General features: G+C 67.5%; 23 protein-coding genes and 2 tRNA genes. 15 read left to right on the top strand and 10 right to left on the bottom strand.

Annotation, left to right across the window (positions count from 1 at the left end):
- Positions 1-93: 93 nt before the first annotated feature.
- On the top strand, positions 94-1,179 hold the full coding sequence (locus QNJ30_03220; GenBank protein ID MDJ0942445.1) for an ATP-dependent 6-phosphofructokinase: 1,086 nt from the start codon (positions 94-96) through the stop codon (positions 1,177-1,179).
- 4 nt (positions 1,180-1,183) lie between these two features.
- Positions 1,184-1,717, top strand: a complete 534-nt coding sequence (locus QNJ30_03225) for a TIGR02444 family protein (protein MDJ0942446.1) — start codon at positions 1,184-1,186, stop codon at positions 1,715-1,717.
- Between the two features lie 225 nt (positions 1,718-1,942).
- Here QNJ30_03225 and QNJ30_03230 read toward each other — a convergent pair whose 3' ends face one another.
- Positions 1,943-2,563, bottom strand: a complete 621-nt coding sequence (locus QNJ30_03230) for a UbiX family flavin prenyltransferase (GenBank protein ID MDJ0942447.1) — start codon at positions 2,561-2,563, stop codon at positions 1,943-1,945.
- Positions 2,564-2,673: 110 nt separating this feature from the next.
- On the opposite strand from QNJ30_03230, the gene QNJ30_03235 reads away from it, so the two are divergent.
- A complete protein-coding gene (locus tag QNJ30_03235) occupies positions 2,674-2,844 on the top strand; it encodes a DUF465 domain-containing protein (GenBank protein ID MDJ0942448.1) in 171 nt (56 codons plus the stop codon).
- A gap of 40 nt (positions 2,845-2,884) precedes the next feature.
- Here QNJ30_03235 and QNJ30_03240 read toward each other — a convergent pair whose 3' ends face one another.
- The 8 genes from QNJ30_03240 to QNJ30_03275 form a co-directional block, all read right to left on the bottom strand.
- Complete coding sequence (locus tag QNJ30_03240) at positions 2,885-3,775, bottom strand: serine protease (protein ID MDJ0942449.1); 891 nt, start codon at positions 3,773-3,775, stop codon at positions 2,885-2,887.
- A 9-nt stretch (positions 3,776-3,784) separates the two neighbouring features.
- The gene (locus QNJ30_03245; GenBank protein ID MDJ0942450.1) at positions 3,785-4,273 is read right to left on the bottom strand and encodes a DUF350 domain-containing protein; all 489 of its coding nucleotides are present in this window, start codon (positions 4,271-4,273) and stop codon (positions 3,785-3,787) included.
- Positions 4,270-5,367 (bottom strand): acyl-CoA desaturase, encoded by a 1,098-nt coding sequence (locus QNJ30_03250; GenBank protein ID MDJ0942451.1) that lies wholly within the window; start codon positions 5,365-5,367, stop codon positions 4,270-4,272. Before QNJ30_03250 ends, QNJ30_03245 begins: the two co-directional genes overlap by 4 nt.
- A gap of 301 nt (positions 5,368-5,668) precedes the next feature.
- Positions 5,669-6,829 carry a hypothetical protein gene (locus QNJ30_03255; protein ID MDJ0942452.1) on the bottom strand — a complete coding sequence of 387 codons (1,161 nt, stop codon included), beginning with the start codon at positions 6,827-6,829 and terminating at the stop codon, positions 5,669-5,671.
- A gap of 150 nt (positions 6,830-6,979) precedes the next feature.
- Entirely contained in the window at positions 6,980-7,351 is a 372-nt protein-coding gene (locus tag QNJ30_03260) for a hypothetical protein (protein ID MDJ0942453.1), read from the bottom strand.
- Between the two features lie 3 nt (positions 7,352-7,354).
- On the bottom strand, positions 7,355-7,693 hold the full coding sequence (locus QNJ30_03265) for a hypothetical protein (GenBank protein MDJ0942454.1): 339 nt from the start codon (positions 7,691-7,693) through the stop codon (positions 7,355-7,357).
- A 10-nt stretch (positions 7,694-7,703) separates the two neighbouring features.
- The gene (locus tag QNJ30_03270; GenBank protein MDJ0942455.1) at positions 7,704-8,009 is read right to left on the bottom strand and encodes a hypothetical protein; all 306 of its coding nucleotides are present in this window, start codon (positions 8,007-8,009) and stop codon (positions 7,704-7,706) included.
- 35 nt (positions 8,010-8,044) lie between these two features.
- Positions 8,045-9,694: an acyl-CoA synthetase gene (locus tag QNJ30_03275; GenBank protein ID MDJ0942456.1), complete on the bottom strand. Its 1,650-nt coding sequence runs from the start codon at positions 9,692-9,694 to the stop codon at positions 8,045-8,047.
- 208 nt (positions 9,695-9,902) lie between these two features.
- Between QNJ30_03275 and QNJ30_03280 the strand changes: the two genes are divergently transcribed.
- From QNJ30_03280 to QNJ30_03335, 12 genes are all read left to right on the top strand, one after another.
- Positions 9,903-10,979: a hypothetical protein gene (locus QNJ30_03280; GenBank protein MDJ0942457.1), complete on the top strand. Its 1,077-nt coding sequence runs from the start codon at positions 9,903-9,905 to the stop codon at positions 10,977-10,979.
- Between the two features lie 241 nt (positions 10,980-11,220).
- Positions 11,221-12,345: a hypothetical protein gene (locus QNJ30_03285; protein MDJ0942458.1), complete on the top strand. Its 1,125-nt coding sequence runs from the start codon at positions 11,221-11,223 to the stop codon at positions 12,343-12,345.
- A 31-nt stretch (positions 12,346-12,376) separates the two neighbouring features.
- Positions 12,377-14,335, top strand: a complete 1,959-nt coding sequence (locus QNJ30_03290; GenBank protein MDJ0942459.1) for an ATP-binding protein — start codon at positions 12,377-12,379, stop codon at positions 14,333-14,335.
- A gap of 7 nt (positions 14,336-14,342) precedes the next feature.
- A complete protein-coding gene (locus QNJ30_03295; protein MDJ0942460.1) occupies positions 14,343-15,695 on the top strand; it encodes a hypothetical protein in 1,353 nt (450 codons plus the stop codon).
- A gap of 41 nt (positions 15,696-15,736) precedes the next feature.
- Positions 15,737-16,018: a hypothetical protein gene (locus QNJ30_03300; protein ID MDJ0942461.1), complete on the top strand. Its 282-nt coding sequence runs from the start codon at positions 15,737-15,739 to the stop codon at positions 16,016-16,018.
- 34 nt (positions 16,019-16,052) lie between these two features.
- Positions 16,053-16,715 carry a DUF1523 family protein gene (locus QNJ30_03305; GenBank protein ID MDJ0942462.1) on the top strand — a complete coding sequence of 221 codons (663 nt, stop codon included), beginning with the start codon at positions 16,053-16,055 and terminating at the stop codon, positions 16,713-16,715.
- Between the two features lie 105 nt (positions 16,716-16,820).
- Positions 16,821-17,195, top strand: a complete 375-nt coding sequence (locus QNJ30_03310) for a rhodanese-like domain-containing protein (protein MDJ0942463.1) — start codon at positions 16,821-16,823, stop codon at positions 17,193-17,195.
- A 353-nt stretch (positions 17,196-17,548) separates the two neighbouring features.
- On the top strand, positions 17,549-18,049 hold the full coding sequence (locus QNJ30_03315; protein MDJ0942464.1) for a YqhA family protein: 501 nt from the start codon (positions 17,549-17,551) through the stop codon (positions 18,047-18,049).
- Between the two features lie 458 nt (positions 18,050-18,507).
- Positions 18,508-18,579: transfer RNA gene (locus QNJ30_03320), tRNA-Arg, on the top strand.
- 2 nt (positions 18,580-18,581) lie between these two features.
- Positions 18,582-18,654, top strand: a tRNA-Ile gene (locus tag QNJ30_03325).
- Positions 18,655-19,036: 382 nt separating this feature from the next.
- Positions 19,037-20,176 carry a slipin family protein gene (locus QNJ30_03330; GenBank protein MDJ0942465.1) on the top strand — a complete coding sequence of 380 codons (1,140 nt, stop codon included), beginning with the start codon at positions 19,037-19,039 and terminating at the stop codon, positions 20,174-20,176.
- A 53-nt stretch (positions 20,177-20,229) separates the two neighbouring features.
- On the top strand, positions 20,230-20,949 hold the full coding sequence (locus tag QNJ30_03335; GenBank protein ID MDJ0942466.1) for a hypothetical protein: 720 nt from the start codon (positions 20,230-20,232) through the stop codon (positions 20,947-20,949).
- Positions 20,950-20,962: 13 nt separating this feature from the next.
- On the opposite strand, the gene QNJ30_03340 is transcribed toward QNJ30_03335, so the two are convergent.
- Entirely contained in the window at positions 20,963-22,264 is a 1,302-nt protein-coding gene (locus tag QNJ30_03340) for an MFS transporter (GenBank protein MDJ0942467.1), read from the bottom strand.
- Positions 22,265-22,509 lie beyond the last annotated feature (245 nt).

Genomic DNA, 22,509 nt, shown 5'->3' on the forward strand with positions numbered 1-22,509 from the left:
TTCCGGCGCCCGAGGGGAGTCCTCGGGTGGCGGTTGAACCGGCCGCGGCTTTGCCCGAGACTGCCTGCCGCACAGCAAGGTTAAGGGTGAGGTATGGCAGCGGTGAAGCGGATCGGGCTCCTGACCAGCGGCGGCGATTGCGCCGGGCTCAACGCGGTGATCCGGGCGGTGGTCGAGCGCGCGGTGCAGGGCTACGGCTGGGAGGTGGTCGGCATCCACAACGGCACCGACGGCCTGCTGACCCGCCCGGTCGCCGCCGAGACGCTGGAGCTCTCGCGCTTCACCGGCGAGATCCTCCGCCGGGCCGGAACGATGCTCGGCACCACGAACAAGGGGGACCCTTTCGACTATGAGCAACCCGACGGCAGCCGGATCGATCTCAGCGACAGCATCCTCGAAGGCCTGGGGCAGCTCCGGCTCGACGCGCTGATCGGCATCGGCGGGGACGGCAGCCTGAGCATCCTGCGCCGTCTGGCCATCAAGGGCGGCATCAACCTGGTCGGAATTCCCAAGACCATCGACAACGATGTCGGAGCGACGGAGATCTCGATCGGCCACTGGAGCGCGGTGCACGTCGCGACCGAGGCGCTGGACCACCTGCAGCCGACCGCGGCCAGCCATTCCCGGGTCATGGTGCTCGAGGTCATGGGACGCGATGCCGGCCACATCGCCTTGACCGCGGGCATTGCCGGCGGCGCCGACGTGATCCTGATCCCCGAACTGCCCTACCGGGTCGAGCGGATCGCCAACAAGATCGAGGAGCTCAAGGCCCAGGGCCGCAACTTTGCCCTGGTCGTGGTCGCCGAGGCGGTCAAGACTGAGGAGGGCACGGCGGTCCGCACCCAGCAGGCCGGCGGCAAGCAGACCTACGGCGGCATCGGCCACTACATCGGCCAGCGCATCGGCGAGGCGACCGGCGCCGAGACCCGGGTCACCGTCCTGGGCCACCTGCAGCGCGGCGGCCCGCCGACGGCGCGCGACCGCCTGATGGCCTCGGTCTTCGGGGTTCACGCCGTGGACCTGATCGCCGCGGGCCGCTTCGACCGCATGGTGGCCTGGCGGAACCGCGAGGCGATCGACGTCCCCCTGGAGGAGGCGGTGGCCCATTATGCGGCTGTGGAGCCGGCAGGCGCGCTGGTCCAGACCGCGCGCGGCCTGGGGATCTCCTTGGGGGACTAGAGAGATGGACGCGGCGCCGGCCAACCCCTTTTGGGACTTCTCGCTGGAGGTCTACCAGCGCCGCAACGTCGCCGGGCCCTGCATGGCGCTGCAGGACCGCCTGCAGCTCGACGTCAACCTGCTGCTGTTCTGCTGCTGGACCGGCGCCAAGGGCCACCAGCTGAGCGAGCAGCAGGTCAGGGAGGCGCTGGCGGCGACGGAAGTCTGGCAGGGCCAGGTGGTGGCGCCTCTGCGCCGCCTGCGCCGGCTTCTCAAGACCAGCCTGGACATGGCCCCGGCCCGGCGCCAGGCCTTCCGCGACAAGCTGAAGGACCTGGAGCTGGATGCCGAGCGGGTCGAGCAGGACATCCTGATCGAGACCGTGCCCCTGTCCCCCGGCGAGACCCGCGGCGCCGAGGTCGCCGCGCTCAACCTCTCCACCTATCTGCTGGTCAAGGGTGCCGACCTCGGCGACGCCGACCTGGCCGAACTCGGCAAGCTGCTCGACGCGGTCTTTCCGGAAGAGGCGGAGGGCAACCAGGAGCCAAAGCTGCTGTAAGACGCCTTTGGCAGAGGTCGGCAGGGCGGTTCGACCCGGCCCACAACCTCTCCTTCACCGACTCGGCGATGCGCAGTCCTAGCGTCGTCTTTATCTCAAAGTAGAAGAGTTTCCTGAGCTTAAGGGTGCGGCAATGCCGGAAGTGCAGGATCGAGGCGCGCGCGCTCAGCGGTCGGGAGGTCAGATTGTCAGAAAGGCGTCATTCCCCGGATGAAGGCTGAGGCCTCACCCCCGCTTGCCGCGCTTGAGGGCGCGGATCGGACGGGCGCCGTCGGCCTCGGGCTCGCCCCAGCGGCGGACCTTGCCGCTGTCCAGCCCGAATTGGTCCAGGACCCGCCCGACCGACTGGTCGACGATGTCCTCGATCCGCTCCGGGTTGGTGTAGAAGGCGGGCACCGGCGGGGCGATCACCGCGCCCATCTCGGACAGCGCCAGCAGGTTGCGCAGGTGGCCGCTGTGCAGTGGCGTCTCGCGCACCATCAGGACCAGCGGGCGCCGCTCCTTCAGGACCACGTCGGCGGCGCGGGTGAGCAGGGTGGTGGTGACCCCGGTCGCGATCTCGGCCATGCATTTCACGGAGCAGGGCGCGATCACCATGCCGAGGGTCCGGAAGGAGCCGCTGGCGATGGCCGCGCCGATGTCGGCGACCGGGTGGCAGACGTCGGCCAGGGCCTGGACATCGGCCAGCTTGCGGTCGGTCTCGTAGGCCAGGGTCAGCTCCGCCGCCTTGCTGATCACCAGGTGGCTCTCGACCGGCAGGTCCCGCAGGGTCTCCAGCATGCGCAGGCCGTAGATCACGCCGGAGGCGCCGCTGAGGCCGACGATAAGGCGCTGGGATCCGCTCATGACACTGCCTGCCGCTCCGCCCCGTCGGGGTGCGCCATCGCTTGGCAAAGACGCTTTTCTGGGATTACCATGAAGCTTTCGTGAAACCTTGCAAAGGGAGTTGTGACCGGATGTCCATGGACGATCACGTCCGCGCCCTGCGCGCAAAGCATGCCGCCCTCGAGCAGGAGATCGACGAGGAGAATCAAAGACCTCATCCCGACGACCTGCATCTCGCCGAACTTAAGCGCGAGAAGCTGCGGATCAAGGACGAAATCGCCAAGTTCGGCACTCCCGCCTGACGGCCTAGGCCGTCAGCCCCCGGCCTGACAGACGAGCCGCCTAGCGCAGCGGCGGGCGGCGCCGCCTCTCTGTACGCTCGCTCCAGCACAGGACCTTGGCCACGCTGAGCTTCTCGCGCAGGTGGTCGCCGTAGCCGGCGTAGTTGGAGGGCGCGACCTTGACCTCGCCCGGGACCACGGGGGTGACCTCGGAGGCCGTGACCTCGGCCCGGTCCATGACCTCGGACAGGGAGCGGGGCGCCGCCGAGGTGACCCGGCCGCGCCGCGGCGAGGCGGCGATGGCGACCCCGACCACCGCGCCCTCCGCGGTCACGACCGGACCGCCCGAGAGCCCGCCCAGAGGCAGGTCGTTGCGCGGCGCCCGGTCGATCTCGGCCCAGAGGAGGCCGGGCTCGACCGAGCGCCGGCTGCGCACCTTGACCCGGCCCATGAGCTCACCGTAGACGTCGCCGGGCTCGCCCCTCGGGTAGCCCAAGTGGAAACCGTCCTGACCCTTGTAGAGTGGCCCCGCGGTCAGCGGCAGGGCCGGCGCGTTCATCCCGGTCTCGAGCAGCGCGACGTCGGCCCGGGGATGGGACACGATCTTCCGCACCCGGACCGCCTCCCGCGGCCCGGTCTGCAGCGCCACCTTGCCGCAGCCCCTGACCACGTGGCGGGCGGTCAGCCAGTGGCCCTGGCCGTCGATGGCGAAGGCGGTGCCGGAGCAGGATTCGGCGCAGGGGTCGGAATCGCTCAGCTTCAGGACCGGATCGCGGCGCGAGGGGCCGGGCAGGGGCTCTGCGCTCGGCCGCTCCGGCCGCCGCTCGGCCTCGGCAACCGCCGGCGGCGGGCCCGCCGGGGCCGGACGGCGCGGTCCGCTCTGCTCGGCGAAGCGAAGGAAGAGCGCGACCACGCCGAGACAGGTCACCAGGAGGACGAGGCGGCGGGCCATGGCCCGGGCTCAGCCCGAGACCGCCGCGGCGTTGATGCCGGCGACCGCCAGCTTGACCGCGACCAGGACCAGGGCGGGGCCGATCTCCCCGGCCTCGATGCGGGCCGGCAGGTCCCGCAGGATCAGGTCGGCGGCCTTGAAGGCGACCAGCTGGATCACCAGGGTCAGGGCGCCCCAGATCAAGATGTCCCACTCGCTGACGCTGTTGGCCATGCAGACCGCCAGGGGAAAGCCGATGCCTAGGATCGCGCCGGAGAGGGAGACCGCCGCCGCGACGTTGCCCTCGCGGATCAGCCGGAATTCCCGGTGCGGCGTGATCCAGACGTAGACCACCACCCCGACGGCGAGCATCGCGGTGGTGATCGCGAAATGGGAAAGGAGGGTGGGAAACCCGGTGAAGAAGCTCTCGAGCACCGCGTCCATTGCGCCGCCTGCCTGCCTGGTTGCAACCGCGCCCAGGACGTAGCGCAGGCGGCGCCCGGGGTAAACAGCGCTCACGCCGCCGCGGCCGCCGCCTCGACACGCCCGAGGCGCTTCAGGAAGCGCAGGTGCGAACGGATCATCCCGAAGAAGCTGGTCTCCCGGATGACCAGGCCGTGCTTGCGCGCCGTCGCCCGGATGATCGGTGCCAGGTCCCGGTAGTGGACGTGGCTCACCTTCGGGAAGAGGTGGTGGGCGACGTGGCAATTTACGCCGCCGGCCAGAACAGCGGCGAGCCGGCTCTGCGGCGACCAGTCGAGGGCCGTGGCGATGGCGTGCTCGGCCCAGTCGCCGGCCAGGCGGCCGTCCGCGGCGACCTTGGGAAAGTGGGTCTCCTCGGCGAAGTGGGTGCCGATCAGCAGGACCACGAAGGTCAGCGAGGCGATCCCGGTCATGACCAGGTAGCCGATGACGATCTGCCACCAGGGCAGCTCGATCAGCAGCAGCGGCAGGCCCAGGGTGAGAGTGAAGTAGATCGACTTGGCGGCGAAAAACTTCAGGGCTTCCGCGCGGGTCGGGCTGAGGCCGACCATGTTGGCCAGGCGGTCCTTGGTCAGGTAGACGAAGTCCTGCACGAAGATCGAGTGCAGGTTGACCAGGAGGTAGAGCAGGGGCGCATAGAGGTGCTGCAGGCCGTGGAACCAGCGCCGGGGATGGTTCGGGGTCAGGCGGATCAGGCCGTTGTGGTCGATGTCGGCGTCGCAGCCCTCGACGTTGGGGAAGACGTGGTGGGACTTCACGTGGCGCAGCCGCCAGAGCCGGCCGTCGACCCCGATCAGGCAGAAGATCGCGAACTGGATCGCCCGGTTCAGCCGCGGATGGGGCGTGAGCGCGTCGTGGGCCGCGTCGTGGGCGACGTTGATCCCGAGCAACAGGCCGGAGAGCCCGAAGACGACGGCCAGCGCGAGCAGCGCCAAGGGCGGCAACGGCAGGGTCAGGAGGGCGCCGTAGGCGGCCGCCCCGACGCCGGCGATGATGGCGGCCTTGGCCCAGAGCCGCCGGTCGGCGTAGGGCGAGGTGCCGGTCCACTGAAAGTAGGTCTGCACCTGCTGCCGGACCTCGCGAAAGAAGGCGGTTCCGCTGCCGCCCGCGAACTTGATCCTCATCGTCATGGTATGATCCCCATGCTTTAAGGCACTGATCCAGATTGTAAGTGAATACTCACTTACAATCTGAGAAATGGACCCGTGGCAGGAGTTCTTCAAGCCCTTTCTTGGCGTCTAGGAGACGATACTCAGGGCGGCTTGGCGCCCCTGGTAAACAAGGCTCATGCCGATGCAACTGCGGCTTCGGCCTCGCGACGCGAACGTAAGCCGGGCGCGGCCAGAGTTGCAGCGCGCCCGGTGGGTACAGTTCAAGAAATCGCGCTCCAGCCTCATTGATTTTGAGCGAGAGTTCAGCGGAACTCGTCGATTAGTCCAAGAGCGCTCGGGCCACGAGTCTGACGGTTTGAATGTGATACAGCTCTTTAGAGGCCGGCAGATACATGAGCCAGCGCCTGAGCCCGATACTCTTGAGCGGTCCCTCGAAAACCCTGCCGTTTATCTCGAAGCGGTAGCTCGAAGGACCGGGGTAAAAGCTTTCGGCTGGCACGAGAACAGTGTAGCCTTGGAGGGTCTCTTCCTTCGAAAAGACCGCTCCCGCTACTTCGTCGACTGGCATCGTGCCATAGGTTCGGTAAAGACCTCCGCAGAGCTCGTGAACCTCTTCGGCGATGACTCGGCAGCCGTAATACGGCGTACTGCGGCCACGAACAACGCAGTGATTGATGCCCGAACACAGCAGGCCTTCCAGCGCCCGTCGCCTGTCCTCCTCGCCGTAAAGGTCCGAGTCCCAGACAATCAACGTCGGGGCCCGGTACTCTGCGAGGCTCTCCCTGGCCCCATCGATCTGACCCCAGAGCCGCTCGTCCGCGCTCGTCACCACGTAGCCGCGGAACACCTTCGGCTCTTGCTCGAGTAGCCAGGGCACTTCTGCGAGAAGGGAGGATTGGGACTCGAACTCCCCTGGTCTTGACCAGATCCAGTCGCCGGTGCCGAGACGCTTCGCTTCAAACCCTTTGAACCTGACCCGGGCATCTTTCTGGGCGTAGTAAGTGTCGGAGAAGTAGACTTCGGCCCGGGACGGCCGGTCGGGGTCATCGACCCAATAGACGAGAGGATAGTAACCCTCGGGGAAAGTGTCGTCCAAGCCACCTTGCCACCTCGAGCAGGCCGTCAGCGGTGACATCAGCAGGACGCCGCCCGTGGCCAGCTTCGCGGCAAAGGCTCGATTTCTGACGTTGAACAGATTGCCTGGCCCCGATCCGAAATTGTAGGGGAAGAAATCCGGCCCCTTCCGCACGCACTCGACGACGCCGCCCAGAGACACGGCCTCGCCCTCGACCTCGAAGTCGGCACGAACGGAGTACCAGTGATAGGCCGGAGTGCCTCTTGCGCCGATACAGGCAGAGGTCAGAAGCAAGACCGAAAGGACAAGGATCGGAGACCGCAATCGGACCGTCCCGACCTTCGCCCTCACCTCGCGGAAGAAGGCGCTTCCGCTGCCGCCCGCGAACTTGATCCTGGTCGTCATGGCATGGCCCCCATGTCCTCGCGCCCTGATCCGAAGTGTAAGTGAGTAATTACTTACAAAATCCGAAATGGGATGCCGGCCGGTGACCTTCAAGCCCTTTTTCGCTTCGGGGGCGGTCGCCGGGGGCCGCGGGGCGCCGCGGTCTTGCGATCAGAAGAGCGACAGGCTGCGTCTGTAGGGACGGCCGTGCAGCAGGACGAAGCGGCTGCGCACCCGGCGGACTTCCAGCAGTTCGCAGTCGGGCAGGCGCGCGGCCAGGAAGGCCGTGGCCTCGAGGTAGTCGTCGGCGCGCAGGCGGTGGACCCGCGGTTTCCGCCGTTCGCGGCACGCGAGCTGCACCCGGTAGATACCGCCGGCCAGGTAGTGAGCCAGCTCCGCCTCGATGGGGCGGTGGATGTAGGCCGGGCCGGCGAGGATGCCGGAGACGTTGAGGTAGATCTCCAGGCCCAGGCCCCCGACCAGGATCAGCGCCATCAGCAGCCAGTGGCGCGGCTTCATCTTGTGCAGCGGGATCCGCTTCATCGCCTAGATCCGCTTCATCCAGGTGACCTCGCAGTCCGGGAAGCGCTGCGCCAGGAAGGCCAGGGCCTCCTCGGAATCGTCGGCGCGCAGGGTGTTGGCCCGCTTCCGCGGCGCATTGCGACAGGACAGGCTGACGTCGTAGCGATGGCCCACGACCATGTAGAGGGTCTCCGTCCTCAGGCCCCGGTGCAGGTAGTCGCGGCCGTCGCGGACCCCGGTCACGCTGACCGCGAAGCCCAGGAAGAGGCCGCTGGCGAGCAGCAGGAGCAGGGCGGTGCCGAGGCCGCCCTTGCGGCCCCGGGAGCGGGATTTTCGGCGCTTGCGGCCTCTGCGGTCGCTCATCTAGGCGTTCCTAGCCGAAATCCATGGAATGCTTGACCCGGCAGTCCGGAAAGCGTGCCTTCAGATAGGCCTTGGCCTCGCCCCAGCGGCGCGCGCGCAGGCGCACCACCCGCAGCTGCGGCGGCGTCTCGCAGGCCAGGGTCGCGGACATGGTGTGGCCCCAGAGCCGGAAGCGGAACTCGTTGTAGAAGTCCCGCGAGACGTAGTCGCCGTCCCGCGTCAGGCCGGCGGCGGCCAGGGCCGCGCCGACGAGGTAGACCGTCAGCACCACGGCCGCCGCCGCGGCGACGCTCTTGGCCGGCTTGGGAATCCGCATGGACCGGAGCCTAGCAGGCCCCATTTTCCATAGGGTTAAGCCGTTTGCGACCCCGCCTTCTCCCTGAGCACGAACTTCTGGATCTTGCCGGTGGAGGTCTTGGGGAGCTCGCCGAAGATCACGGTCCGGGGGCACTTGAAGTGGGCCAGGTTGTCGCGGCAGAAGGCGATGATCTCCTCAGCCGTGGCCTCGGCGCCCTCCTTCAGCTCGACGAAGGCGTAGGGGGTCTCGCCCCACTTCTCGTCCGGCTTGGCGACCACGGCGGCCAGCGCCACCGCCGGGTGCTTGTAGAGCACGCCCTCGATCTCGATCGAGGAGATGTTCTCGCCGCCGGAGATGATGATGTCCTTGGAGCGGTCCTTGAGCTCGACGTAGCCGTCGGGATGCCAGACCCCGAGGTCGCCGCTGTGGAACCAGCCGCCGGCGAAGGCGGCCGCGCTGGCCGCGGGGTTCTTGAGGTAGCCCTTCATGACGATGTTGCCCTGGAGGAAGACCTCGCCCAGGGTCTCGCCGTCCTTCGGCACCGGCGCCAGGGTCTCGGCGTCGGCGACCATCAGGCCCTCCAGCACCGGATAGTTGACGCCCTGGCGGGACTTGAGTGCAGCCTGCGCCTCGCCCGGCAGGCCGTCCCAGGCCTCGTGCCAGGCGCAGACCACCGCGGGGCCGTAGGACTCGGTCAGGCCGTAGACGTGGGTCACCTTGATGCCCTGCTGCTCCATGGCGGCCAGGACCGAGGCCGGTGGCGGCGCGGCGGCGGTCATCATCTCGACCCGCTGCGGGAAGCCGGCGCGCTGCTCTTCCGTGGCGCCGAGGATCATCTGCATGACGATGGGCGCGCCGCAGAGGTGGGTCACGCCCTGCTCGGCGAAGGCCCGGTAGATCGCCCCCGCCTCGACCCGGCGCAGGCAGACGTGGGTGCCGGCCAGCGCCGTGATGGTCCAGGGGAAGCACCAGCCGTTGCAGTGGAACATCGGCAGGGTCCAGAGGTAGACCGGGTGCGGCGCCATGCCCCAGGTCAGGACGTTGCCCAGGGCGTTCAGATAGGCGCCCCGGTGGTGGTAGACCACGCCCTTGGGGTTGCCGGTGGTGCCCGAGGTGTAGTTGAGCGAGATCGCGTCCCACTCGTCGCCGGGCAAGGACCAGGCGAAGTCCGGGTCGCCCTCGGCCAGGAAGCCCTCGTAGTCCAGGCTGCCCAGGCGCTTGCCGCCGGGTCCCTGGGGATCGTCGACGTCGATCACCAGGATCTCGCGGTCGAGCTCGGCCAGGGCCGCTTCGATGACCGGTGCGAACTCGGTGTCTGTGATCAGGACCTTAGCCTCGCCGTGATCGAGGATGAAGGCGATGGCGGCGGCGTCCAGGCGGACGTTGAGGGCGTTCAGCACCGCGCCGGCCATGGGCACGCCGTGGTGCGCCTCCCACATCGGCGGCGTGTTGGGCGCCATGACCGCGACGGTGTCGCCCTTGCCGATGCCGCGCTTGGCCAGCGCCGAGGCCAGGCGCCGGCAGCGCGCGTAGGCCTCGGCCCAGCTCCGCGTCTCGGCGCCGTGGACCACGGCCGCGCGCTCGGGGAAGACCGCAGCGGTGCGCGGCAGGAAGCTCAGCGGCGACAGCGGCGTGTAGTTGGCCGGGTTCTTCTCCAGGTCGGTCTCGTAGGGCCTGCTGCCCGCCGTCGGGTCTTGGGTCACGGTCCGCTGCCTCCCGGTTCCGTCTTCATTCTGCACAGGGTCGGGGGCATTCTAGCGCCCTTGCAGGCCGGGAAAACCCGCTCCCACGCCCGGCGCGTACTCTGTTTCCGCCTTAACCAAGACTTCAATTCTTGGTGAAATGACTTCGAAACTCGCCCATATTCCTTGTGTGGGCTTCTTCTTTCGGACGACAGGACGGGTTTGATCCATGCAGGACTTCGACAGCGCGGTTCGCCAGGCCGAAGAACAAATCAAGATCGCGCAGGAAAAGACGCTGGCCGTGAGTTCGGTCTTCGCGGAGGCCGAGGTGGCCAAGGCGGAAAGCCTGCCTATCGATATCGAGAACGCCAGCCTGCAGGACGTCGAGACGCACAACGAGGCGATGAACGCCAACATCGCCGAGCTGATTATCGGCCTCGACGAGGTCACGGCCGGATTCTCCAAGGAATTCGAGGCGATGCGCGACAAGACCGGCTGGGAGACCATGGTCGGCTGGTTCTCCAGCGCCAAGGCGGACAGCCTGAGGGCCGAGCGGATCCGGGTCGCCAGCATCGACGACAACCTGCAGGACCTGATCGGCAAGTCCGACGTCATCGTCGCAATTTTGGACCGGCAGCTCGCCACCCTGAACGAGCAGAAGGGCAAGGTCGAGACGCGCCTGGAGCAGACCCTTGCGGAGCGCGAGCAGGCCGTCGCCGAGCTGGAAAGCGTGCGCGCGGAGCTGCAGGCCCTGGACCCCAAGATCATCGACCTGGAGAACCGCATTTCCATGGCCACCGACCCGGCCGAGCGGACCCAGCTCGAGACCGAGCTGGCCAACCTCAACACCCGCCACAACGAGCTGGTCCAGGCCGAGCAGGTCACCCTGGCGCGCTCCCAGACGCTCGAGAAGTACATCGAGAAGGGCAAGACCTGGGTCGATTCTCTGCAGAATCAGGCGGCGACCCAGATGGTCCTGATCAACAAGCTGCAGACCGACACCAAGCAGCGTGTGGTGCTCTACGACGCCCTGACCAAGTCGCTCAAGACCGCCCAGCAGCAGGAGGTCGCGCACCGGATCAACGAGATCGGCAGCCAGACCGACAAGGAGGCCCAGGCGGCCATGGCGGCGATCGGCGCGGCGACCCAGGCCCGCATCGCCGACATGATGGAGGCCCACGAGGACAACATCGTCTTCGCCCGCAAGGTCCTGGAGGAGAAGGCCAAGGCCGACGAGCGCTTCGCCCGGCGCTTCGCCCGGGTCGTCGAGAAGCACGACAAGAACCTCTACGGCCAGCCGTCTTGACCTTGCCTGGGCCAGCCATCGGAACACAAGCCGGTATGGGTTGCCGATAGTGTCCCTAGCGAAGCCACCTCTCCTGCCGTCATCCCCGGACTTGATCCGGGGATCCATCGAGTCGCCGGTACCATGGATTGCCGGGTCAAGCCCGGCAATGACAGCTGGAGACGTATCTCTCGGCGAGAGATCTCGGCGGGCACTTGGCCACCTGCCGTCGCCTGATTCAGAACCGCGAACGAGCTGCTAGGTGCCCGCTTCTGGTCTCGAAATAAGCGACAGCGCCGCCTGCCGCGGCTACTTCGGCAAGTTCAGCGAGATCACGCGCCACATCCGTGGCCTGGCCAGCGAGATGTCGCTGGACGGGAGGTCGAAGGGGCTGGCCGAGATCGAGGCCGAGGTCTTGGAGGGCTACCTGCGCAGCCTGTCCGGCAGCCTGACTGCGCTTTCGATCAAGTACCTGATGACAGGGCTGGTCGGCGGCCGACGTCCCGGGCCCCTGACCATCGACCACACCGACAGCGGCTTCCCGCAGTTCCAGGAGATCGTTCGGATGGCCGGCGACCGCGGCGAGGCCCAGTCGCGCTTGGCCGAGTTGCCCCAGCGCGCTGCCCTCAAGGCCGAAATGGTCGACCACCTGCTGCAGCATCGCAGCCTGCCGCGCGACCTGCAGCTCGACATGAGCCGGCGGGTCTACTACGAGATGCTGAGCGAGGTGCCGCTCTTCCTGGCCCAGAACCCGCCGCAGCTCATGCCCTTGGGCACCCGGGATCCGGAGACCCGGGGCCACCTCTGCCACTGGGCGGTCTACGACACCCAGCGCAACCTGCCCAACGTCTACCTGATGCAGCTGGAGGACAGCGGCGAGCGCTCCCTGACCCAGGACCAGCGGCGCTGGCCTCTCGTGGCCGAGCACCTGCTGGCGCAGTCGCTGTCCAGCCTCAAGCTGCTGACCATCGCCCGCGGCTTCGATAAGGACTTCCAGGACATGCACCCGAAGGTGCTGAAGCGCTTCCACCTCGGGCCGATGTACGCCAACAGGCTGACCCGGCACTCCGACACCGTGCAGGACATCCTGGCCGAGAGCGACGACGAGCCGGGCCAGGACTGGGTGCTCTGCTGGACCGTCGAGACCCTGCGCGCCAAGGGCTCGAAGAAGACCTCGACCGGGCTCTTCGGCTCGGTCCGGACCGAGATCTACGACATCGACCCGCAGGCGCCCGAGGAGGTCGAGGCCGGCGCCTCGGCCATCGAGCGCTGCATGATCCTGCCCTACCGGCCCTATCAGCGCCTGGTCGAGCGCGACCTGCCGCAGTTGCGCTCGGTCCGCAAGTACGTCGTCGGGCCCGACGGCACGATCCTGCGCCGGGCCTGACCGTGACTCACAAGAGGGGACCAGAGAGCGCATGACCGCCACCGCGCTGATGGAGATCAAGGAAGCGGAGATCCGCAAGCACTACCCGCAGACCTACCAGCTGCTGGCCGGCTTCGACTATGCGCCGCGGATCGGCCGCGCCAGCGAGGCGCCCGCCGCGCGCCGCGGCCGCTCGCCCGGCATTCCCGGGCGCCGGGGCTTCCGCTCGACCACCCCGGGCCTGGCGAACTCCGGCGCGCCCTCGGGCGTGGTCTCGCTCTTGAACCGGATCCAGGGCATCGACTCCGAGGACCCGCTGCAGAGCGAAGCCCAGGTCCACGTCCTGCGTAGCCTCAGGCGTGCGCTGGCGGTCGCCGAGGCCGTGGTCGAGCTCTACGGCGAGCTGACCCCGCTCAACCAGCTCAAGCAGGCCAACAGCCAGGGCCGCCTGGCCGAGGCGCAGAAGGCGGAGTTCGCCGAGCTGCTGTCGAGCGCGGCGCTGATCGGCCTCTTCACCTTCGCCAACCTTCTGGGCTTCCTGGTCCGCAACGGCGGCGAGGCCGGAGGGCCGGAGATCGAGGTCGGCGAGGTCGAGGAGATCGTGCTCGACAACATCAACGTCGCGCTCAAGGGCGCGCTCTGGGAGCTCGACCAGAAGCTCGCCCGCTTCGCCGAGACCGACGCCGAGCTGGCCGCCGCGGTCACCGCCTACGCCGAGCGGCTGATGGACGAGGCCGCCCTGCGCAGCAGTGGGGCCCGCCACCTGGAGGCCTTCGTCGCCAAGACCTACCGGGTCGAGGCCGACGACTTCCAGATCGACGGCTTCACGCCGGCGCGCCGGGCCGCCTCGACGCCGCTGGTCATGACCTTCAAGAAGCCGGAGGAGGTGATCGGCAACCACATCGCCAAGCACCAGTGCATGAAGCTGGCGAAGATGCTGATGGCCTACGACTTCACCCGCCAGCTCAACCCCTTCGTCGAGCTGGGCGGTTTCATCTTCACCTTCATGGGCGACGGCAAGCCGGGCACCGGCAAGACCACCCTGATCCAGATGCTCGGCGGCCTGCTGAACGACTACTGCCAGGCGGCCGGCTATCCCTTCCGCTACGAGAACCTGTCGTCGGAGTCGATCGATTCCTACCAGGGCAAGTCGGGCCAGAACGCCAAAGCCTTCATCCGCAACGTCATGGATCCCCACGTCATCGGCTTCGGCACCATCGACGACATCGACCAGATCGCCGGCCGGCGCGGCGACCGCCAGTCCTCCTCGGGCCAGCAGGAGATCACCGCGGTGCTGATGGAGTCCTTCAGCGGGGCCAACACCGTGGTCCGCGGCAACTGCAGCTTCGGCATGTTCTCCAACTACCCGGAGAACGTCGATGACGCCCTCCGGCAGCGCGCCGGGGCCCGCTTCCTGGTCGACGGCCCGCGCAGCGAGGCGGACTACATCGACATCCTCCACCTGCTGCTCGGCAAGAACCACGACATCGCCGTCGGCAAGCACGAGCTCTACGCCGCCCAGGAGATCCGCCGCGCCGTCGCGGCTTCCTACGAGCAGCACGGCCGGCCGGCGGAGGACCAGCTGGAGGCGGTCTTCGAGGCGGTCGCCAAGGCCCAGGGGCCGCTCGACACCATCGCCAAGCTCGGCCGCTACCTCAAGGCGATCCAGGACGTCGACCAGCGCTTCACCGGCCGCGCGGTCAAGAACATCACCGATGCCATAAAGGTCCGCGCCATGGACGTCGAGCTGCCCGACGAATGGATGGCGGAGCCGGTACTCTTCCTGCAGCAGGACTACGAAACAAAGCTCAAGATGATCGGCGAGCTGATGAACCCGATCACCCCGGAGATGGTCCTCCAGGAGATCAACCGCTACGCCGACGCCGAGTTCCGCTACGCCAACGTCTCCGACGAAACGGCGGTCGACGGCATGGTCCGCGACTTCCACCTGCAGGCCGAGGCCAAGCGCCGCTATATCGCCGATGTCGGCGGAGGCGAGGGGCAGGGCTAGGGACCCCATGGACCGGCTGACCGAGAACAAGCTGATCTACGGCAACCTTTTCGAGGTTGGGACCGAGGTGCTGCAGAACCGCTACAACCGCGCCCTGCAGCTGCTCTACGGCCGGCAGACCGAGCTCCAGCGCTTCCGCATCGACCAGAGCGGCTTCTCGCCGGAGGTCGCCGAGGAGCTCGACGACCCCGAGTACCTCAACCCCCACGGCTGCAACCGCATGTTCATCCTGCTCACCCTGGAGCAGGCCTACCTGCCGCTGCTGGACGCTACCTTCTCCTCCAGCCGGGCGATCCTTCAGAACTACATCGACGACAACCGCGAGGCGCTCTTTGCGCTCACCGCCCGCGACGCGGTCTTCGGCGAACTGGAGGACTCGGTGTACAAGATCAAGACCCTGGGCGACCTCACCTCGATCAAGCACATCCGGATCAGGGCGCGCACGCCGAGCCGCCTGATCACCAAGGCCAAGCGCCTGAGCAGCAAGATCGAGGCCTTCATGGAGAGCGAGACGGCCTGGTCCGACGACGAAGCCTTGCAGCAGATCATCCAACTCGCCGAGACGGTCGGGGATGTGCGCCGGCAGCCGGTGATCCCGGGCCGGACCGACTACGAGGAAGGCAACTTCTTCACCACCCACATGGGCGGGCTCTATGTCTTCAACTCGGCGCGCAAGCCGACCCTGATCTACTGCAGTCCCGACCAGCAGGGCAGCCGGGTCTACGAGGACAAGACCCTGGGCTTCCGGCACATCCCGGTGAGCGATCGCGCCGCGGTCGCACGCTATTTGAAGGAGGCCGATCTGGTCGAGCCCCTGGACGGGCTCAAGCACCTGGATCCCGCGGAGCTGCTGCGCGAGAAGCTGGAGTTCGTCGCCGTCGACCACGCCGCGCAGAACGACGCCCCGGGCGAGATCTGGGACTTCGAGCCCATGGCCCTGCGCCGCTACCTGCAGCGGAATTTCGACGAGCTGCCGGCCGAGTTCCACGACGTCCAGGGCGCGCTCCGCGCCCTGGAGCAGGGCGAGCCCGGCGGAGGCCTGGAGCCGGAGTCGCCGGGCTACTTCTATCTGCTGCGCTCGGCCCGTCACAAGGACCGGGATCTGGTGAACCATCTCTTGGCGCGGCTGACGCCGCTCGACTTCCGCCAGCTCTTCATCTGCAACAAGGAGCTCTTCTACGAGCTCTACGAGACCTGGAACGACCGCAAGCGTGGCTATGTTGCGGAATACCTCGCGCGGCACTATCAGGGGCGGGCGGCCGAGGTCTGGCGCCATCTCTACGGCCGGACCAAGGTGGCCGAGGGGCCCTGGGGCGCGCGGCCGGCGGGCGAGCGCTCCGTCATCCCGGAGGCGGGGTGATGCCCGCCGGGCCGCGCAGGTGAAACGGGGGATCGGAAGCGATGCTGTGGGTCTGGCTTGTCCGTTCGCTGGGTGTCTTCGCCGTCCTGACGGTGATCTACATCGCGCTCTCGCTGTTCAAGCGCTGGGAGGAGCGGCGCCGGCTCGGGGCCGAGTACGACAGCCTCCACGCCGGGGGCGGCGCGACCGAGGCCCGCGACCTCTACATCCAGCGCGGCATCCACAGCTACAACAGCTCGCTCAGGCGCAAGCTGCTCTGGGGCGTCTACCTGGTGCCGCTGATGGTGCTCGCGCTTCTGATCCTGCTGGGCTACCTCAGCTAGGGAGCGGCAGGGGGACGCGAAAGGAAAGGCTGGCGTGAAGATCGTAATCTGGATGCTGAAGCTGCTGCCGCTGGTGGCGGCGATCCTGTTCCTGCACTTCTACCTGCCGTCCAAGGACGTCGTGCGGATCGTCGACACCGACGTCAAGCGCATGGACGTGGTCTCCAAGGACTTCGTCGGCGAGGGCAAGGACGGCGCGCCGGCCCGGACCCGTGACGTGCGCTTCATCAACGCGGTCTGGCCCGACGGCAAGCCCCGGGTCTACCGCAACGAGGAGACGGACTGGAGCTTCCCCTGGTACTTCAAGTTCGATTCCGGGAACCTCCAGACCGAGGCCCAGGACCTGCGGTCGACCAAGAACGAGCCGATCTGGGTGGTGATCACCCACTATGGCTGGCGCTTCGAGATCCTGTCGATGTTCCCCAATGCGGTCGAGATCGAGCGCGTCGAAGATCCGGACCACTTCCCGGTCCCCTGGTTCCGCATCGTCTTCTTCGTTCTCTTCGCTGCCTTGGCGCTCTGGCTCTGGTACCTTTGGCGCTGGTTCGTCGAGGTCCGCTGGAAGCCCTTCCTGGCCGAGCTGGCGATCGACGACCGCTTCGAGAACGCCTCCAACGCATTCGGCCAGGTCTGGCGCTGGTTCAAGGCCAACCTCGGCGACCGCTTCGGTGGCCGGCGCAAGCCCGGACGCGGCTGAGTCACGTGGCCATCTCGGCCTCGGCTTGATCGAGGTCAATAGCCCGGCGCGGCAGGGCGGCTAAGCTCGGCCTCGCTGGTCCAGGTTTCCCCGAGGGAGGGCAAAATGCTGAAGCGCGGGTTCAAGGCGATGCTGGCCGAGGCGAACGCCGTGATCGAGACGGTCGCGGTGCACGATCTGCCCTATGCCCAGGAGGATAGCGATACGCTCCTGGTCGACGTGCGCGAGACGGTCGAGCGCGAAAGCGAGGGGCTGATCCCCGGCTCGCTCCATGCGCCGCGCGGCCTGCTGGAGTTCCACGCCGACCCCGAGAGCCCGATCTACAAGGAGGAGCTGACGCCCGACCGCCGGATCATCCTCTACTGCGGCACCGGCGGACGCTCGGCGCTGGCGGCCAAGACCCTGATGGACATGGGCTTTTCCGACGTCGCTTCGCTGGCCGGCGGCTTCGCCGCCTGGCGCAAGGCGAAGGACGACTAGACCGCGGGCGGTCGGCCAAACCCGATCGCTGGCCGGGCCTGGATCGGCCGCCGGCCTCCGGGTGGAGTCTGGCGGCCTGGTTGTTTCGAAGCCCCCTTGTCCGGCCCCCACGGCGCTGGACTGGCTCGGCAGGACAAAGCTCTGCGCCCTCGCAACGGTGCTTCTCGCGGTGATCTCCCTGGCCGACCGGGCTCTCGCGAGACTCCGGCTTCCCCCGTCGTGGAATTGAAATCGCGCCCCGCCTCGGAGCGCGGCCCGCAGAGGATCGCTTTGCGCTGCATTCGAGGCCGGTATAGAAGGGTTCGGTGACGTCGTGGTGGCGTGGTGACCGACCGCCGGTCAGGGGGCGAGGCATGCGACTCGAAAAGATCGAACAGAACGTCGGCTGGATCCGCATGATCAGCATTATTGCGGTCGTGGCCTCGGGCTTCGGCTCGCTGCTGATGTTCGTGATCGGTGCGGTCAAGGTCTTCCGGGCCTATGTCACCTATCTCGGGCCGGATCTGCTGACGAAGAAGGTCCCGAACGAATCGGCGAACCTGGCCATCGCCCTGGTCGTGCAGGCGATCGACGCCTTTCTGATCGCGCTCGTCCTGCTGATCTTTGGGAAGGGGATCTACAGCCTCTTCGTGCACGAGCTCGACGACGATCACCCGAAGGTCAAGGGCTGGCTGGGCATCCAGAGCATCTCCCACTTGAAAGCCATTCTGGCGGAACTCGTGATCATCATCCTCATGGTGAAGTTCCTCGAGAGCGCGCTGCGGACCTTCGGCGGGTATCAGTGGGAGATGCTGATCCTGCCCTTGGGCGTCCTCATGCTGGCGGGCGCGGTCCGGCTCCTGGAATTGAGGTAGTCGCCTCTCTCGCCGGCAAGAAATCGCCGGGCGCAACATTTGAACTCTTCCCCAGTATTATTGGAACAATTCTGTCTTTTTCTGGCTTGGATCCGATTCTGTCTTGAACCGGATTCGGCTCCGGCCTATAACCCGCGTCCGCCCGGACGACGGGCGGCCTTTGCAAGCAGTGGAAACGGCAATGACGCAAGAGTCATTCAACGAAAGCCGGCCATCAGGGCCGGAGGACACCAGGGCCTGACCCGGGCGTTTCCGCTCGTGTCTTGCCCGAGAGCGATCGACGAGAAAGGGCGAGACACATGAGACAATCCATCATGACATAGGCGAAAAGCCGGCACCCTTCGCTAGGTGACCGGGCTTCATTCCTTTGGTCATTTCCTCCGTGGTCCGGGCTCCGAAGGCCCGGCCGGCGCGCCCGGCGTCCGTAATGCGCCCCGCGTGTATCGAGTTTGACCGTGCCGATGTAGCTCAGTGGGAGAGCGCCGGGCGCGAGCGCCCGGAGGTCGCGGGTTCGAGTCCCGTCATCGGAACCCGAATGTAGCTCAGTGGGTAGAGCACTGGACTGATAATCCAGGAGTCGAGGGTTCGATTCCCTCCATTCCGCAGCCTGAAACGCTGCTCCACCTTCTAAGTGGATGACCTTTTTTGAGGGTGCCGGAAGGGGGCCAGACCCCGAAGGGTTCCGCAGCTTCGGCGGCGGGCGCCACGGGGTCGGGCGCCACGGTGCCCTGTGCCGCGCGTCCCGCCGGCCTCTCCCGCCGCGGCGCGGCAACGGGCACGCCGGTCCGGTTCCGGGATCCTTCGGGAGCCCGCGGCGGCCGGCACCCTCGGCGCCGCCCCACGGCGGGCGGGTCCGGCGGCCGCACGGCCCGCGCCGCGGCGTCGGTGCCCTTCCGGTTGCCCCGCACAGCAAATGATTGATTTGGAACTTTTCTGTTCCCCCACGTGCAGAAAGAAGACGTGACGAGAGAAGAAAGGAGAAGACCGATGGTCATGAAGACCGAACGGATTGCGGACACGGAGCTGGGTCTCCTGTACCGCGACCGGGTCTTCCAGAAGGTTCTGGGACCCGGGGTTCACCGCCGGCTGCCGAACATGTCGGTGCGTACCGAGGTCCGCAAGCTGGACCTGCGGGCGCTGCCGGTCCGCGATGCCGCGCTGGAGGCGCTCTACCTGACGCGTCCCGACGCGGTCGCCCAGCACTTCGCCGTGGCGGACGTGGCCGACAACGAGCTCGGCCTGGTCTTCGCCGACGGCAAGCTGGTCGACCTGGTCGGGCCGGGCGGGCGGGCCTTCTACGCCAAGAACCTGCGGCAGATCGACGTCCGCATCCTTGATGCCGCGGCCGAGGTCGAGGCGCCGAAGGAGCTGGTCGCGCCGCTGGCCCGGCTGAAGGACCAGGCTCTGGTCCTGCTGGTCGAGGTCCCGAGCGACCACGTCGGCCTGCTCTACGTCGACGGCGTGCTCCAGCGGCAGCTCAAGGCCGGGCGCTACGCCTTCATCCGGGCGGCGCGCCGGGTCGATGCCGTGACCCTGGACCTGCGCCTCCAGACCCTGGAGGTGACCGGCCAGGAGGTTCTGACCAAGGACCGCATCGGCCTGCGGGCCAACGTGACGGCCGTGTTCCGGATCGCCGATCCGATCCAGGCCGTCTCGATCACGGCGAACCTGCGCGACCACATCTACAAGGAGCTCCAGTTCGCTCTGCGTCAGGTGGTCGGCACCCGGACCCTCGAGGAGGTGCTGGGTGACAAGCAGGGCATCAACGCGGCGATCGCCGAGCGGCTGGTGCCGCAGCTGGCGGCCAACGGCCTGACGGTGACCTCCGTCGGTGTCAAGGACATCATCCTGCCCGGCGACGTGCGGGAGCTGATGAACCGGGTCATCGAGGCGGAGAAGACCGCGCAGGCCAACGTGATCAAGCGCCGGGAGGAGACCGCGGCGACGCGCTCCCTCCTGAACACGGCCAAGCTGATGGAGGACAACCCGATCCTCCTGCGGCTGAAGGAGCTGGAGGCGCTTGAGAAGGTCTCGGAGAAGGTCGGCAACGTCATCGTCGGAAACGGCATGGACGGTGTCCTCGACGACCTGGTCCGGATCAAGCCGCGCAAGCGAAAGGAGGACTGAACTGGGGCCGGGACCTTCAGGGTTCCGGCCCCGACCGGTTCGGAAAGGGCGAGATGCGCGAAGACATGTTCAAGATGATCGTCGAGCGACCGCGACGCGGGGTCCGCAGGGCGCACAGGGTCAAGTCGCGTCTCGACCCGCTGCCTGAGCGCACTAAGGTCGGCATGAAGCGGAGCGCCTTCGAACAGAAGGGAAGAATGAAGTGGTTGAACGAGAACCTTGCCCCGCTTCGGCGTTATCTGCGGAAGCAGCGCGGCCGGCCCTGGGACAAAGTCTACAGCGAGATCTGCGCACGGCTCGACACTCGCAGCACGGTCAAGCAGCACGTTCGCGACCATCTGCAGGACTTGATCGTGGTGAAGGCGATGGTGGCGAAGGATGGGGCGCTGTTGGAACTTGGACATTGGGGAGACCCTCGGCCGCTTCATGCCTCCCGATGCGAGCTCTACGTCGATCCTAGGGACGGGATCATCAAGGAGGTTGCCGCGCTGCGGCGAAAATTGGGTTTACCGATTTCCCGCAGAGCGCGGCGGCGGAGACCAGGGTCGAAGAGAAATGACGTCATACCGCTGGCCGAGTTCGAGGATCTCAAGCGGATCGACGGGATCTGGTACCGCCTGCGCTACCTGCCTTTGGCCGGAACGCTCCGGCCCGAGTGCGGCTGTCGGCGCTGCCGCCCTTTGCCCATCGACACGCGGCCCCTTGCGGAAAAGCGTCAGCTTTCGAAGGCCGAGCTCAGGCGCCGAGGCCTGAGCAACCAAGTCGCCGTCTGACGCCGCCGCCCGCTCACGACGCTGAGGCGTGCTCCGGCGCCTCGGTTGCTTCGACCGCATCCTCCTCCGTCTCGTACTCGACCAGCAGTGGGTCGATCGGCATGGTGCCGGGGCTGGCGGCGAAGGTCGCCATCTGGCCCTCGTAGTCGGACTCCGGGGCCTCGCGCTGGAACATGCGGGCGAAGGCGAAGAGGCCGAGGCCGATCATGGCGAAGGCGACGAAGACGAAGAGCCCGCCCGGCCCCAGCCGGTCCATCAGCACGGAGGCGAGCGGCGAGGCGACCGCCGAGCCCAGGCTGAAGGTCAGAATCAGCGCCGCAGCGGCCGAGACGATGGAATCCTCGGGCAGCCAGTCGTTGGTGTAGGCGATGACGATGGCGTAGAGCGGGAATATCGCGGCGCCGGTAACCACGGCGCCCAGCAGCACGCTCTCCCAGGACAGCGGGCCGGACAGCGCCAGGCTGGCGAAGGCGGCGCAGCCGGCCCCACCCAGGGTCGCGGCCACGGCGATCACCTTGCGCCGGTCGAAGTGGTCGGACAGCCAGCCGATGGGGAACTGGAAGACCAGGCCGGCGAGCAGGGCCGTGGTCATGAAGTAGGAGACCTGGTCCGCGCTCAGGCCGGCGCTGCTCCCGAAGACCGGCGCCAGGCCGACGAAGGCGCCCTGGGCCGAGCCGACGCAGAGGATGCCGATCATGCCCAGCGGGGTCTCCTTGTAGAGCCGCTTCAAGGTAAAGGCGTCGCGCTCGGTGGCCTCCGGGGTCGCGGGGACGCTCGCCCGGGTCATGGTGATCGGCACCAGGGCGAAGGAGACGATCATCGAGGCCAGGATGAAGAGGAAGAAGCCTTGCGCGTCGCCGAGGGTCGCCAGCATCGGCCCGATCGAGAAACCGCCGAAGACCGCGACCGCGTAGATCGACAGCAGGCGGCCGCGGACCTCGTTGCCGGCCTGGGCGTTCAGCCAGCTCTCGACCACGGTATAGAGGCCGGCGAAGCAGAAGCCGATGACGAAGCGGAAGGCGATCCAGGCCAGCGGCTCCGGCCAGAGCGGGTGCGCCAGGACCACGCCGGAGACGGTCGAGGCCAGGGCGGCAAAGGTCCGGATGTGGCCGATCGCGCGGATCAGGTTCAGGCAGTAGAGCGAGCCGGCCGCGAAGCCCAGGAAATAGGCCGCCGTGATCGCGCCCATGGCGTAGACCGAGAAGCCCTCGAGCCCGGCGCGCACGCCCAGCACCACGAACTGCAGGCTGTTGCCGGCCAGCAGCAGGGCGAAGCAGACGATCAGGGTCGTCACGTTGAGCAGCAAGTGGCGCATCGGGTGGCTCCGGCTCGGCGCAAGTCTTTGGCCAGAGTTGGTTCAGACCGGAAACGGCCGCCAATCTGCGCCGGCACGGCCGGAAATGCTGTCTTGGGAGCGAAACCGGAGATGCCGTTTTGAGGCAATTCGATGGCGGCGCTGGCGCGGGGCAGACCCGGTTGACCCAGGTCAAGTACGCCTTGGCCGGCCGGGGCTATCTTCCCCTCCGGACTTTGCTTGCCTATGCTTTGGCCGTAAGGCCG

Source organism: Kiloniellales bacterium (genome assembly GCA_030066685.1).
In the GTDB taxonomy this organism is placed as follows: domain Bacteria; phylum Pseudomonadota; class Alphaproteobacteria; order Kiloniellales; family JAKSBE01; genus JAKSBE01.

Excerpts from the sequence above, each read along its gene's own strand:
- QNJ30_03220 (MDJ0942445.1), top strand. The coding sequence starts at position 94 with ATGGCAGCGGTGAAGCGGATCGGGCTCCTGACCAGCGGCGGCGATTGC.
- QNJ30_03225 (MDJ0942446.1), top strand. The coding sequence starts at position 1,184 with ATGGACGCGGCGCCGGCCAACCCCTTTTGGGACTTCTCGCTGGAGGTC.
- QNJ30_03230 (MDJ0942447.1), bottom strand. The coding sequence starts at position 2,563 with ATGAGCGGATCCCAGCGCCTTATCGTCGGCCTCAGCGGCGCCTCCGGC.
- QNJ30_03235 (MDJ0942448.1), top strand. The coding sequence starts at position 2,674 with ATGTCCATGGACGATCACGTCCGCGCCCTGCGCGCAAAGCATGCCGCC.
- QNJ30_03240 (MDJ0942449.1), bottom strand. The coding sequence starts at position 3,775 with ATGGCCCGCCGCCTCGTCCTCCTGGTGACCTGTCTCGGCGTGGTCGCG.
- QNJ30_03250 (MDJ0942451.1), bottom strand. The coding sequence starts at position 5,367 with ATGACGATGAGGATCAAGTTCGCGGGCGGCAGCGGAACCGCCTTCTTT.
- QNJ30_03255 (MDJ0942452.1), bottom strand. The coding sequence starts at position 6,829 with ATGACGACCAGGATCAAGTTCGCGGGCGGCAGCGGAAGCGCCTTCTTC.
- QNJ30_03260 (MDJ0942453.1), bottom strand. The coding sequence starts at position 7,351 with ATGAAGCGGATCCCGCTGCACAAGATGAAGCCGCGCCACTGGCTGCTG.
- QNJ30_03265 (MDJ0942454.1), bottom strand. The coding sequence starts at position 7,693 with ATGAGCGACCGCAGAGGCCGCAAGCGCCGAAAATCCCGCTCCCGGGGC.
- QNJ30_03270 (MDJ0942455.1), bottom strand. The coding sequence starts at position 8,009 with ATGCGGATTCCCAAGCCGGCCAAGAGCGTCGCCGCGGCGGCGGCCGTG.
- QNJ30_03280 (MDJ0942457.1), top strand. The coding sequence starts at position 9,903 with ATGCAGGACTTCGACAGCGCGGTTCGCCAGGCCGAAGAACAAATCAAG.
- QNJ30_03290 (MDJ0942459.1), top strand. The coding sequence starts at position 12,377 with ATGACCGCCACCGCGCTGATGGAGATCAAGGAAGCGGAGATCCGCAAG.
- QNJ30_03295 (MDJ0942460.1), top strand. The coding sequence starts at position 14,343 with ATGGACCGGCTGACCGAGAACAAGCTGATCTACGGCAACCTTTTCGAG.
- QNJ30_03300 (MDJ0942461.1), top strand. The coding sequence starts at position 15,737 with ATGCTGTGGGTCTGGCTTGTCCGTTCGCTGGGTGTCTTCGCCGTCCTG.
- QNJ30_03310 (MDJ0942463.1), top strand. The coding sequence starts at position 16,821 with ATGCTGAAGCGCGGGTTCAAGGCGATGCTGGCCGAGGCGAACGCCGTG.
- QNJ30_03315 (MDJ0942464.1), top strand. The coding sequence starts at position 17,549 with ATGCGACTCGAAAAGATCGAACAGAACGTCGGCTGGATCCGCATGATC.
- QNJ30_03330 (MDJ0942465.1), top strand. The coding sequence starts at position 19,037 with ATGGTCATGAAGACCGAACGGATTGCGGACACGGAGCTGGGTCTCCTG.
- QNJ30_03335 (MDJ0942466.1), top strand. The coding sequence starts at position 20,230 with ATGCGCGAAGACATGTTCAAGATGATCGTCGAGCGACCGCGACGCGGG.
- QNJ30_03340 (MDJ0942467.1), bottom strand. The coding sequence starts at position 22,264 with ATGCGCCACTTGCTGCTCAACGTGACGACCCTGATCGTCTGCTTCGCC.